This is a genomic window from Amycolatopsis sp. DG1A-15b (assembly GCF_030285645.1).
Lineage (GTDB): Bacteria > Actinomycetota > Actinomycetes > Mycobacteriales > Pseudonocardiaceae > Amycolatopsis.
In genome coordinates, this window is record NZ_CP127296.1 from 2727292 (window position 1) to 2740870 (window position 13579).

The following is a 13579-nucleotide window of genomic DNA, read 5'->3' on the forward strand; positions in this document are numbered from 1 at the left end:
TTGCGCCGTCGGCCTGGTCCATCCCGAATTTTCTGAACCTCGGCTATGAAATCGTGGTGGGTTGTTGACGGCACGGAAGGAACCCGCTTAAGTACTCCCCGTTACCCTTCACCCTTTCGTGCGTAGCGGGAGTTCCCATGCGTCTCTCGAAAGACGACTCCGTGCCGGCCGGGCTGGTCGTCGCCGTGTCGCCGCTGCGATGGCCGTCGGCGCGCGGGGTCGCCGCCGCGGCGCGCGGGGGCGGGCTCGGCGTGCTCGACCTGACGGCCCGGGCCGCCGCGGCCGCGGAAGAGCTCGCGCTGCTGGGGGAGTGGGGTGTCCCGGCGTTCGGGGTCCGGCTGACGCGACCGGCCGACCTGCCCGATGCCGTGACCACGGTGCTGCTGACCGAAGACGCCGCGTGCACCCCGCGGGACTTCCCGGGCCGGCGGGTGCTGGCCGAGGTCACCTCCCGCGCGGCGGCCGTCCGGGCCGTCGCGGCCGGCGCCGACGGCCTGATCGCCCGCGGGCACGAATGCGGCGGCCGGATCGGGGAACTGAGCACCTTCGTGCTGCTGCAGGCCCTGCTCGCCGACGACGGCGTCGGCGTCGGTGTGTGGGCGGCGGGCGGCATCGGACCGCACACCGCCGCGGCCGCCGTGGCGGGTGGCGCGGCCGGCGTCGTCGTCGACACCCAGCTCGCGCTGCTGCCGGAAGCCGAGCTGCCGTCGGCCCTGACCACCGCGCTCACCGGCCTCGACGGCTCGGAAACGACCGTCGCCGACGGCGTTCGCGTGCTGGCCCGGCGGGGCACCGAGCCCCTCGAAGCGGGCCAGGACGTCTTCCTCGCCACCCGGTTCCGCGACCGCTGGGGCACGGTGACCGCGGCGGTGCGCGGCCTGGCCGACGCCGTCGGCGCGGCCCTGCGCCTGCCGGACGCGGTGCTGGGCCCCGGCAGCGCGGGCAGCCGCGCGTTCGGCACCGCGCTGCCGGTCGCCCAGGGACCGATGACCCGGGTCAGCGACCAGCCCGCCTTCGCGGCCGAGGTCGCCGCGGGCGGCGCGCTGCCGTTCATCGCGCTGGCCCTGTCCGGCCCGGAGCAGACCCGCGACGTGCTGGAACGGACCCGCGCGGCCGTCGGCGACGCACCCTGGGGAGTCGGTGTCCTCGGGTTCGCCGCCGACGACGTCAAGGCCGCGCAGCTGGCGGTCATCCGGGAACTGCGGCCCACGCACGCGATCATCGCCGGCGGCCGCCCCGCTCAGGCCGCGGCCCTGGAAGACGCCGATATCGCCACGTTCCTGCACGTGCCCTCGCCGGGCCTGCTGAAGCAGTTCCTCGAGGCGGGCGCCCGCAAGTTCGTCTTCGAAGGGTCGGAGTGCGGCGGGCACGTCGGCCCGCGCACCAGCTTTCCGTTGTGGGAAGCCCAGCTCGGCGTGCTCGCCGACTTCCTCACGGCCACCCCGGCCGCGGCCGCGGACCTGCAGCTGCTGTTCGCCGGCGGTGTCCACGACGAACGCTCGGCCGCGATGGTGGCCGCTCTCGCCGCCCCGGTGGCCGCGCGCGGCGCGGCGATCGGGGTGCTGATGGGCACCGCCTACCTCTTCACCCGCGAGGCCGTCGACGCGGGCGCCGTGCTCCCGCTGTTCCAGCGCCGGCTCCTCGAAGCCGAGCAGACCGACCTCCTCGAAACCGCGCCGGGCCACGCCACCCGCTGCGTGCGCAGCCCGTTCACCGAGGAGTACGCCGCGATCAAGGCGGACCTCGCCGAGCGCGGTGTGGCGAACCGCGACGCCTGGGAGCACCTGGAAACACTCAACGTCGGCCGGCTCCGCCTGGCGAGCAAGGGCATCGAGCGCGTCGGCGCGGAACTGCGGGACGTCGCCGAAGACCGCCAGCTCGCCGAAGGCATGTTCATGGCGGGCGAGGTCGCCGTGCTGCGCTCCGCCGTCACCACGATCGCCGGCCTGCACCACTCGGTGGGTGAAGGCGCGAACGCGTTCCTGCGCGCGCGGGCCGCCGCGTTCGGCGTCACCGAGGCCGAGCCGCCCGCGCCGGCGCCGCTGGACATCGCGATCGTCGGCATGGCCTGCATGTTCCCGCAGGCTCCCGACCTGGCCGCGTTCTGGGCGAACGTCCTGGCCGGCACCGACGCGGTCACCGAGGTGCCCCCGCAGCGCTGGGACACGTCCCTGTACTACGACCCCGATGGCCAAGGCGAGCGGACGCCGTCGCGCTGGGGCGGGTTCCTGCCGGAAATCGGCTTCGACCCGCTGAAGTACGGCATCCCGCCGTCGTCGCTGGCCAGCATCGAGCCCGTGCAACTGCTGGCCTTGGAGGCCGCGCACCGCGCGCTGGCCGACGCGGGTTACGCCGACCGCGCGTTCGACCGGGCCCGCACGTCGGTCGTGTTCGGCGCCGAAGCGGGCAGCGACCTGTCGAACGCGATGACCCTGCGCTCCGTGCTGCCGTCCTACCTGGGCGAACTGCCGTCCGAACTGGACGAACGGCTGCCGCGGGTCACTGAGGACTCCTTCCCCGGCGTGCTCGCCAACGTGATCGCCGGCCGGATCGCCAACCGGCTCGACCTGGGCGGGGCCAACTACACCGTCGACGCCGCGTGCGCGTCCTCGCTGACCGCGGTCGACGTCGCCTGCAAGGAACTGACCGCGGGCACCAGCGACCTCGTCCTCTGCGGTGGCGCCGACCTGCACAACGGCATCAACGACTACCTCCTGTTCGCTTCGGCGCACGCGCTCTCGCCGACCGGCCGGTCGGCGACGTTCGACAGCGCGGCCGACGGCATCGCGCTCGGTGAAGGCGTCGCGTGCCTCGCCCTGAAGCGCCTCGCCGACGCCGAACGCGACGGCGACCGGGTGTACGCCGTGATCAAGGGCGTCGGCGCGGCTTCCGACGGCCGCGCGCTCGGCTTGACCGCCCCCCGTCCCGAGGGCCAGCACACCGCGTTGACCCGCGCGTACCGCAACGCCGGTATCTCGCCCGCGCGCGTCGGCCTCGTCGAGGCGCACGGCACCGGCACCGTCGTCGGCGACCGGACCGAGCTCGGCACGCTGACGAAGGTGTTCACCGAGGCCGGCGCCGCACCGGGCGGGTGCACGATCGGCTCGGTGAAGTCGCAGATCGGGCACACCAAGTGCGCCGCCGGCCTGGCCGGGCTGATCAAGGCCGCGCTGGCGGTGCACACCGGCGTCAAGCCGCCGACGCTGCACCTTTCGGCGCCGAACCCGGCTTGGGACCCTTCGACGAGCCCGTTCGTGTTCCAGTCGGCCGCGCAGCCGTGGACCGCGCCGCCCGCCGAGCGGCTCGCCGGGGTGAGCGCGTTCGGCTTCGGCGGCACCAACTTCCACGTGGTGCTCGGCGCGCACGACGGCGTGCCGCCCGCGCAGGCCGCGGACGAGTGGCCCGCGGAGCTGTTCACCTTCACGACGGAGTCCGCGGCCCGGGAGCTGCTGGCCACGGCGTCGGAAGACCCTTCGCCGTGGCGGCTGCGGGATCTGGCGCTGGCGGCAAACCTGCGGGCGCAGGGACGTCCGGTGCGGCTCGCCGTCGTCGCGTCCACAGTGGACGAGCTGACCGGACTGCTGCGGAAGGCACTGGACGGGCACGACGCACCCGGCGTGTTCCGCGCGGACGACGCGGCGCGGGGCGAGGTCGCGGTGCTGTTCCCCGGCCAGGGCAGCCAGCGCCCGGGCATGTTCGCCGAGCTGTTCGTCACCTTCCCCGACCTGCAGCGTTACCTGCGGCTCGATCCGGGGACGGCCGAGATCGTCTTCGGCCCGGCGGTGTTCGGCGAGACGGCGCGGCAGGACTCCGTGGACCGGGTCACCGACACGCGCGTCGCCCAGCCCGCGCTCGGGATGGCCGGGCTGGCCGCGTTCCGGCTGCTGACCCGCGCCGGCGTGCGGCCCGCGATGCTGGGCGGCCACAGCTACGGCGAGCTGACGGCGCTGGCGGCGGCAGGCGCCTTCACGCCGGAAGGACTGTTGCACGCGAGCCACGTCCGGGCGGCGGCGATCCTCGACGCGGTACCCGACGACGATCCGGGGGCGATGGCCGCGGTGTCGGCTTCCGCCGCCGAGGTTCTCTCGGTCCTCGGTGAATCGCCGGTCGTCCTGGCCAACCACAACTCGCCCAAGCAGACGGTGATCTCCGGGCCCACCGCCGACGTCGAGGCCGCCGTCGGGCACCTGCGGGCCGCCGGGCTCGGCGCGAAGCGGATCCAGGTCGCGTGCGCGTTCCACAGCTCGCTGGTGGCGCCCGCGGGGGAGGCGTTCGGCCGGGCGCTGGACGCGATCGGCGTCGTGCGGCCCGCGGTCCCGGTGTACGGCAACCGGACGGCCGCGCCCTACCCGGCGGACCCGGACGCGATCCGCGGCGAGCTGGCCGCCCAGCTGGGTGCACCGGTCCGGTTCGTCGAGCAGGTCGAGGCGATGTACGCGGCCGGGGCGCGGGTGTTCGTCGAGGCCGGGCCCGGGGCCGTGCTGGCCAAGCAGGTCGCCGCCATCCTCGGCGACCGGCCGCACCGGACGGTCGGGTTCGAACAGCCGCGCCGCCGCGGCCTGCCGGGCTTCCTCGGCGCACTGGCGCAGCTGGCGGTGTCCGGGGTGGACGTCGAGACGGGCTGGCTGTTCCGCGGCCGCGACGCGGTCGACGCTTTCACCGCGCCACGCCCGAAGCGTCCGGGGTGGACGGTCGACGGCCACCTGCTGCGCGCGGCGGACGGCACGATCCCGGCCGGCGCCCTCCGCCCGGCGGAACGGATCTCGTTCGGTGCGGTGGCGGCGGCCCCGCAGGCGGCCACGTCGGAGGCGATGGTCGCGGACTTCCTGCGCACGAGCCGCGAGATGATCGCCGCCCAGCGTGACGTGCTCCTGGGTTTCCTCGGCACCGACGCCCCGCAGCCGGTTCCGGCGCCGGTCCCGGTGCGGGTCATCGAGCAGCCCGTGGTCGTTCCGGTCGCGGCACCCAGGACGGCTTCGGTGCTGGAGACGGTGGTCGAGGTGATCGGGGAGCGGACGGGGTATCCGGTGGAGATGATCGAGCCGGACCTCGATCTGGAAGCCGATCTGAGCGTGGATTCGATCAAGCGAGCCGAGATCGCGGGCGAGCTGGCGTCCCGGCTGGGGCTCGCCGGTGGGGACGTGGAGGAGTTCGCGAAGGCCCGCACGGCCGCGGCGATCGCCGAGCTGATCGGCGATGAACGTCCCGCTGCGGAGCCGGAAGAGCCGGAACCGGCTTCGGTGCTGGAGACCGTCGTGGCGGTGATCGGGGAGCGGACGGGGTATCCGGTCGAGATGATCGAGCCGGACCTCGATCTGGAAGCCGACCTCAGTGTGGACTCGATCAAGCGAGCCGAGATCGCCGGGGAGCTGGCCATCCGCCTGAACCTCGACACCGGAGGTGACGTCGAGGAGCTGGCCAAGGCCCGAACCGCCGCGGCCATCGCCGCACTCGTCGGTGCCGACCGCCCCGAGGTGGTGCGCCCCGAGCCCGAGCCGGAACCCGGTGAGGCCGCGCCGCTCATCGTGGCGCCGAAACGGCTGGTCATGGCCGAAGTCGCGCTGGCTCCCGCCGAGGCTCCCGATGTCAGCGGGAGGAAGTTCCTGCTTCTGGGCCGCGGGCCGCTCGCCGAGGCCGTCCGAGCGGACCTCGCCGGGCTCGGCGCGTCCGCCGAGATCGCCGACGAGGTCCGTGCCGGGTTCGACGGCGTCCTGATCCTGCCCGGGGACGGACCGGTGCTGCCCGCCGCCTTCCCGCGGTACCAGGCCGCGCTGGCCACGAATCCCGCCTGGCTGCTGACCGCCGGTCCCGGCGAAGGCCTGCGCGGCTTCCACCGCAGCCTCGCCCGCGAATACCCGGACACCCTCACCCGCGTGGTCGAACTGTCGCCGGCCGAAACGCCCGTGGAACAGGCCGCGGCCTTCGTCCAGGAGCTGGCCGCAACCGACCGCGAACCGGTCGTCGTCCGCGAAGGCGGGAACCGCAAGGGCTTCCGGATGACCGAGCAGGACCTCGGCCCGCTCGGCAGCAGCGGCGCGGGCCCGGCGGGCGACGGCGCCGCCGAAGCCGCCGCGATCGGGCTGGACCGCGACTCGGTCGTCCTGCTCGTCGGGGGCGCCAAGGGCATCACCGCCCGGTTCGCCGCGACCCTCGCCGCGGCCGCCCGCTGCCGGATCGAACTGCTCGGGCGGACGCCGGTCCCGGCGGCAGCAGACGAACACCCGCAGGCCACGACCACCGCGGACCTCCGCGCCGCGCTCATCACCGCCGGGCTGAAGCGCCCCGCCGAAATCGAACGGACGGTCCGCCGGATCCAGGGCGAACGCGAAGTCCGGCAAACGCTGGCCAAGCTCGAAGCCCTCGGCAGCCCGGTGCGCTACCAGTCGGTCGACATGCTCGACGCCGAAGCCGTGCACCGCGCGGTCAAGGAGATCCACGCCGAGCACGGCCGCCTCGACGGCATCGTCTACGCGGCCGGTGTGATCGAGGACAAGCTCGTCGCCGAGAAGACGCCGGAGTCGTTCGAGCGCGTGTACGGCACCAAGGTCGACGGCGCCCGCACCCTCCTGGAGGCCACCGCCGACCTGCCCGACGAGCCGGCGTTCGTGGTCCTGTTCGGCAGCATCGCCGCCGCACTCGGCAACCGCGGCCAGTCCGACTACGCCGCCGCCAACGACGCCCTCGAAGCGCTGGGCCGCCGGTGGCCCGCCGGGCGCGCGGTGACCGTCCACTGGGGACCGTGGGCGCCGACCGGCGAGCACGACGGCATGGTGACGCCCGGGCTGATGCGCGACTACGCCCGGCGCGGCATCGCGCTGATCGATCCGGAGGAGGGCACCCTCGGCCTGCTGCGCGAGCTGGCGTGGGGCCGCGCCGGCACCGGCGCCGTCGTCCACACCGCGTCCGGGTGGTGACGGACGTGCGCGTGGCCATCGTCGGGATGTCGGTGCTGCTGCCGGGCGCCCCCGACCTGGCGAGCTACTGGCGCAACCTGGCCGGCGGCGTCGACGCGATCACCGAGGTGCCGCCCGGGAAGTGGGACCACGCGCACTACGCGCCGGACGAGCAGCGCCGGGCCGACCGGCTCTACTGCCGGCGCGGCGGGTTCGTCGACGACCTGGCCGAAGTGGACGTCACCGGCTTCGGGATCATGCCGAACTCCGTGCCCGCCACCGAGCCCGACCAGCTGATCGCGCTGCGCGTCGCGGCGCAGGCCGTCGCGGACGCGGGTGGCCCGGACCGCCTGCCCGCCGACCGCGGGAAGATCGGCGTCGTGCTCGGCCGCGGCGGCTACCTGACGCCGGGCCTGGTCCGCCTCGACCAGCGCGTCCGCACCGCGAGCCAGCTCGTCCGCACCCTCGGCGAGCTGCTGCCCGACCTGGACGCGGACCGGCTCGACGCCGTCCGCCAGGCCTTCACCGACCAGCTCGGCCCCGAGGCGCCCGAGTCCGCGATCGGGCTGGTGCCCAACCTGGCCGCGTCGCGGCTGGCCAACCGCCTCGACCTGCGCGGTCCGGCGTACACGGTGGACGCCGCGTGCGCGTCCTCGCTGATCGCCGTCGACCACGCCGTGCGGGAACTGGCCACCGGCCGGTGCGACGTCGTCCTCGCCGGCGGCGTGCACCACTGCCACGACATCACCTTCTGGAGCGTGTTCACCCAGCTCGGCGCCCTGTCTCCGTCCGAGCGGATCCGGCCGTTCCACCGCGACGCCGACGGCGTGCTGATCGGCGAGGGCACCGGGGTCGTCGTCCTCAAGCGCCTCGCCGACGCCCAGCGCGACGGCGACCGCGTCTACGCCGTGATCACCGGCACCGGCGTCGCCTCCGACGGGCGGACCGCGAGCCTGGCCAGCCCCGACTCCGGCGGGCAGGTCCGGGCCGTCCGCCAGGCGTGGGCCGCGGCGGGCCTGGACCCGGCCGCTCCCGACTCCCTCGGCCTGCTGGAGGCGCACGGCACCGCGACCCCGGCCGGCGACGCGGCGGAGCTCGCCACCCTGTCGGAGGTGTTCGGGGCGCAGGGGAGCGCGGTGCTCGGCTCGGTCAAGTCGATGATCGGCCACACGATGCCCGCGGCCGGGATCGCCGGGCTCGTCAAGGCGGCGTTGGCCGTGCACCACGGCGTCCTCCTGCCCACCCTGCACTGCGACGACCCGCACCCGGCGCTCGCGAGGACTCGCTTCTCCACTTTGGCCGCCGCCGAGCCGTGGGACGCGCCGGTGCGCCGCGCGGGAGTCAACGCCTTCGGCTTCGGCGGGATCAACGCCCACGTCGTGCTGGAACAGGCTCCGGGCCGCGCGAAGCCGGTCGTGGTGCGCGAGCCCGAACGCGTGCTGCGGCTGGCCGCACCGACCGTCGACGCGCTGCGCGAGGCGTTCGACCGGCCCGGCCCGGCGGAAACCGGCGACGGTCCGGTCCGGCTCGGCATCGTCGACCCGACGGAGAAGCGGCTGGCCCTGGCCAGGAAGGTCCTCGCGCGCGGCCGGGCCTGGCGCGGCCGCAACGACGTGTGGTTCGCCGACCGCCCCCTGCTCGGCCCGGGCGGCGGCAAGATCGCGTTCCTCTTCCCCGGCCTGGAATCGGAACTCACGCTGAACTGCGGCGACCTCGCCCGCCACTTCGGCCTGCCGTGGAAGCACGGCGACGTCGAGGTCGGCGACGTCGGACGGCAGGGTGCCGCGGTGTTCGAGCTGGGCCGGCTGCTGCACGCGGCGCTCGGCCGGCTCGGCGTCACACCGGACGCCGTCGCCGGGCACAGCCTGGGCGAGTGGACGGCGATGGCCGTGGCCGGCGTTTACGCCGAAGAAGAGGTCGACGCGTTCCTCGCCGGGTTCGACCCGGACGCGCTGGTCGTCCCCGGGCTCGCCTTCGCCGCGGTCGGCGCGCCCGCGCCCCGCGTGCTCGAGGAGCTGGCCGGGCGCGCGGACGTCGTCCTCTCCCACGACAACTCCCCGAACCAGGCCATGATCTGCGGGCCGGAAGCGCCGGTCGGCGCGCTCGTGCGGCGCTTCCGGGACGCCGGGATCGTGGCGCAGGTGCTGCCGTTCCGGTCCGGCTTCCACACCCCGATGCTGCGGCCCTACCTGGGACCGATCCGCGAAGCGGCCGAGCGCTTCACGCTGCACCCGCCGTCCCTGCCGCTGTGGTCGGCGACCACGGTGTCCGAATACCCGGCGGCCGAGGCCGAGGTCCGCGAGCTGTTCGTGCGGCACCTGCTGCGGCCGGTGCGGTTCCGCCCGCTCGTGCGGGCGCTGCACGCCGCCGGGTTCCGCGCGTTCGTCCAGGTCGGCGCCGGGCAGCTCGGCTCGCTCGTCGGCGACACGCTGCACGGCGAGGAGCACCTCGTCGTGGCGGCGCACTCGGCGCAGCGTCCGGGGCTCGCGCAGCTGCGCCGGGTCGCGACCGCGCTGTGGGCCGAGGGGCACGATCCCGACTTCACCCGGCTGCCCGGCGAGCGCCCGGCGACGCCGAAGGCGGTCAAGCTCGACCTCGGCGGCCGCCTGATCTCCCTCGACGACCAGGTCCGCGCGCGGATCGCGCTGCCGGCCGCCCGCCGGGCAGGAGTGGACGACCTGGCCACGAAGGGGCCGCTCGCCGCGGAGTTCGCCGCCCTGCTGGCCGACACCGCGGAGCTGGCGTCCACGGTGCTCGCCGGACCGGCACGCCGCCTCCCGGCGCCGCACGAACTGGACACCACGCTGACGGTGTCGCTCGAGACGATGCCGTACCTGCTCGACCACTGCTTCTTCAAGCAGCCGCCGCAGGCCGACCCGGGCGACCGCTGGCCGGTCGTCCCGGCCACGACGGTGATCGACCACCTGATGCGGTTCGCCGAGCAGGCCGCGCCCGGCCGCCGCGCGGTCGCCGTGCACGACGTCCGGCTCAGCCAATGGATCACGGCGGTGCCGGCGGTCACCGTGCCGGTGCGCGTCCGGCCCCAGGGCACCGACCGGGTGCACGCGGCCATCGCCGGCTACTCGCAGGCCGTCGTGGAACTCGCGCCGGAGTACCCGGCCGGCGCCCCGGCACCGTGGCGGTTCCCGGCGTCGGCCGAACAGGTCCCCGAGACCACCGCGGCGCAGCTCTACGACGAGCGCTGGATGTTCCACGGCCCGCGGTTCCAGGGCGTCACCGAGCTGACCGCCGTCGGCGAACGGCACGTCCGGGCCGTGCTGACCACGCCCGCCGCGCCCGGCGCGCTGCTCGACAACGTCGGCCAGGTGCTCGGCTACTGGATCATGTCCCGGCTGCCCGAGCGGACCACCGTCTTCCCGGTCGCCATGGGCGGAATCCGGTTCCACGGCCCGCACCCGGCCCCGGGGGAACGGCTGGAGTGCCTGATCCGGATCACCGGGCTGACGGAGGAGTTCCTCGAAGCGGACATGCAGCTGGTCCGCCACGGCGAAGTCTGGGCCGAGTTCACCGGCTGGCGCGACCGGCGGTTCGACAGCACCCCGCACATCCGGCAGGCCGACCGCACCCCCGAGCGTTCGACGCTGTCGCACGAGCAGCCGGGCGGCTGGGCGCTGGTCCACGAGCAGTGGCCGGACCTGGCCACCCGCGAGCTGATCATGCGCAACTACCTGGCCGGTCCCGAGCGCGAGGCCTACGAACGCCGTCCCCCGCGCGGGCGGCGCCAGTGGCTGCTCGGCCGGATCGCGGCCAAGGACGCGGTCCGCCAGTTCCTCTGGGCCCGCGGCGAACCCGAGATGTTCCCCGCCGAACTGCGCATCGGCAACGACGAGGCGGGCCGGCCGTTCGTGACCGGCGCCTACGGCCGGGAGCTGCCGCCGGTGACGATTTCGGTGGCGCACCGCGCCGAAGCCGGGGTGGCGATCGCCCGCCACGGGCGCTGCGGCATCGACGTCGAAGAGGTCGTGCCGCGCGCGGAGTCCACTGTGGAGGCCGCGCTCGGGCGCGGCGAGCTGGCCCTGTTCGCGAGCCTGCCCGGTGACCCGGAACGGTGGTTCGCCCGGTTCTGGACGGCCAAGGAGGCCGTGGCGAAGCTGCGCGGCACCGGCCTGCGCGGCCAACCCCGGGACTTCGAGGTCGTCACGGCGGCCCCGGAAGAGCTGACCGTCCGCGTCGCGGGTGGCGAGTACCGCGTGTGCTGCGCCGACATCGAGAACCCACCTGGTGCGCCGCCGCGCCGCTACGTCGTCGCCTGGACCGAAGAGACGAAGGAGAGTGCCGGATGAGCATCGAGACCACGGCCGCGAACGAGGTGACCGTGCTCGCCCAGCTCGGCGGAATGCTGCGGGAGCTGCTCGAGGAGTACGGCCTCGACGACACCGAGATCACCATGGACACGACGTTCCACGACGACCTCGAACTGGAGAGCGTCGACCTGGTGGCGCTGTCCGGGCAGCTGCGCGAGCACTACGGCGACCGCGTCAACTTCGCGACCTTCATCGCCGAGCGCGACCTGGACGAGATCATCGCGCTGACCGTCGGCGAGCTCGTGCGGTACATCGTCGCCTCCCTGCGGGCGACGGCGTGAGCCGGATCCGCGCGGGTGAGCTGGACGTGCACGTCCAGCGGCTCACCCCGGACGTGCCGCTGGACGGCGACGCGCCGATCGTGGTCTGCGTCCACGGCCTGCTCACCGACAGCCTCGCCAGCTACTACTTCACGCTCGGCCCGGCCTTCGCCGCGCGCGGGCTCGACGTGCTGATGTACGACCTGCGCGGGCACGGCCGCACCACGCGGCCGTCGTCCGGGTACCACCTGGAGCGGTTCGTCGACGACCTCGTCGCGGTCCTCGACGCGTGTGACGTCACCCGGCCGGTGCACGTCGTCGGCAACTCCTTCGGCGCTTCGGTGGCGTTCGGGCTGGCCGCCGCCCGGCCCGACCGGGTGGCGAGCGTCGTCGTGATCGAGGGCGAGCCCCCGACCGAGGAGTGGACCCGGCACATGGCCGACGGTCTCGCCGACGCCAAGACCCGGCTGGCGATCGACGAGGTGATCGGCTGGATCGCCGACAACCACGGCGCACACACCGCGCGGTTGTCCAAGGCCGCGAACAAGATCCTCCAGACGACCACGATCGCCGACGACATCCCGTGCAGCGCGACGATCGCGGCGGACCTGTCGGCGGTGCGCTGCCCGGTGTTCGCCATCTTCGGCGGCGACTCCGGGCTCTCGGCGCAGGTGCCGCACTTCGAGACGCACCTGGAGCGGTGCCGCTGCGTGGTGCTGCCCGACCAGGGACATTCGGTGCTGGTCGAGCGGACCGCCGAGGTCACCGAGCTGATCTTCGGCTGGGTCCGCGACACCGCGCGCACGCGGGCACGGGTGCGGTAGTGGCCCGCTTCCTCTTCGTCGTCCCGCCCCTGGTCGGGCACGTCAACCCGGCCGTCGGCGTGGCGGCCGAGCTCACCGCACGCGGCCACGAGGTCGCTTGGGCGGGCCACGGCGAACTGCTGTGGCAGCTGGCCGGCCCGGAGGCGCTCGTGTTCTCCTGCGCCGCGGGGGAGCCGCCCGTGCGCCCGGCCGGGCTGAAGGGGCCGGCGGCGCTGCGCTTCCTCTGGCAGGACTTCCTCGTCCCCCTGGCCGACGCGATGGCGCCCGGCGTGGCGGCGGCGCTCGACGCCTTCGAACCACACGTCGTGGTCGCCGACCAGCAGGCACTGGCCGGCGGATTGCTCGCGGACGCCGGCGGCCTGCCGTGGGTCACGTCGGCGACGACATCGGCCGAGCTCGTCGACCCGCTGGCCGGGATGCCGAAGGTCGGGGAGTGGGTCGGTTCGCTGCTCGACGGGCTCCGCGCGCGGATCGCCGGCGGCCGGGGCACGGCGGACCCGCGGTTCTCACCCCACGGCGTCCTCGCCTTCACCACCCGCGAACTGCTCGGCGCGATCACCCTGCCGCCGTCGGTCCGGCTCGTCGGGCCCGCGCTCGGCGCGCGACCGTCCACAACGGACTTCCCGTGGGAGTGGCTCGACCCGCTGCGGCCGACCGTACTGGTCTCCCTCGGCACCGCGAACACGTCCGCGGGCGCGGGGTTCCTGGCGGCGACGGCGGAGGCGTTCGCCGGGACGAGCGTGCGCGCGGTGATCGCCGACCCGGGGGGCGTGCTCGGCGAGGTCCCGCCGAACGTCCTGGTGCGGCCGCGGGTTCCGCAGCTGCCGCTGCTGTCGCGGGTCGACGCGGTGCTGTGCCACGCGGGCCACAACACGGTCTGCGAAACACTGTGGCACGGACTGCCGCTGGTGGTGGCCCCGATCCGGGACGACCAGCCGATCGTCGCGGCCCAGGTGGTCGCGGCGGGTGCGGGGATCCGCCTGCGGTTCGGCCGCGCGGACGCACCCCGCATCGCGGCGGCGGTCGAGGAGGTGCTGACGGAACCGGCGTACCGGCGCGCGGCCGAGACGGTGGCGGCCTCGTTCCGCACGGCGGGCGGCAGCCCGGCGGCCGCGGGGCACCTGGAACAGCTGGCGTTGGAGAGCTTGGCGCACCTGCGGGCCTGAAAACTCCTGATTTACACCGAAAAATCAAGCCGTTAACGTCGTCGAGATGACTGTTTCCGAGTGTCGTCCCGAAGACGTTCCCGAACTTCTCGCGTCGGCCGCGGCATTGTT

General features: G+C 74.6%; 5 protein-coding genes. All 5 read left to right on the plus strand.

The features are described from left to right. Nucleotides 1-137: 137 nt before the first annotated feature. From QRY02_RS12350 to QRY02_RS12370, 5 genes are read left to right on the plus strand one after another with little or no spacing between them, the layout of a single operon-like run. Nucleotides 138-6914, plus strand: a complete 6777-nt coding sequence (locus QRY02_RS12350) for a type I polyketide synthase (RefSeq protein WP_285991669.1) — start codon at nt 138-140, stop codon at nt 6912-6914. Beyond that, nucleotides 6911-11197, plus strand: coding sequence for a beta-ketoacyl synthase N-terminal-like domain-containing protein (locus QRY02_RS12355; protein ID WP_285991670.1), 4287 nt, complete (start codon nt 6911-6913; stop codon nt 11195-11197). The genes QRY02_RS12350 and QRY02_RS12355 overlap by 4 nt, the downstream gene beginning before the upstream one ends. Next, nucleotides 11194-11499 carry an acyl carrier protein gene (locus QRY02_RS12360; protein ID WP_285991671.1) on the plus strand — a complete coding sequence of 102 codons (306 nt, stop codon included), beginning with the start codon at nt 11194-11196 and terminating at the stop codon, nt 11497-11499. The genes QRY02_RS12355 and QRY02_RS12360 overlap by 4 nt, the downstream gene beginning before the upstream one ends. Further along, complete coding sequence (locus QRY02_RS12365) at nt 11496-12302, plus strand: alpha/beta fold hydrolase (RefSeq protein WP_285991672.1); 807 nt, start codon at nt 11496-11498, stop codon at nt 12300-12302. The genes QRY02_RS12360 and QRY02_RS12365 overlap by 4 nt, the downstream gene beginning before the upstream one ends. After that, nucleotides 12302-13468, plus strand: a complete 1167-nt coding sequence (locus tag QRY02_RS12370; RefSeq protein WP_285991673.1) for a glycosyltransferase — start codon at nt 12302-12304, stop codon at nt 13466-13468. Before QRY02_RS12365 ends, QRY02_RS12370 begins: the two co-directional genes overlap by 1 nt. Nucleotides 13469-13579 lie beyond the last annotated feature (111 nt).

Bases quoted from the DNA above. Each gene is read 5' to 3' on its own strand.
- QRY02_RS12350 (WP_285991669.1), top strand. From the start codon at position 138: ATGCGTCTCTCGAAAGACGACTCCGTGCCGGCCGGGCTGGTCGTCGCC.
- QRY02_RS12360 (WP_285991671.1), top strand. From the start codon at position 11,194: ATGAGCATCGAGACCACGGCCGCGAACGAGGTGACCGTGCTCGCCCAG.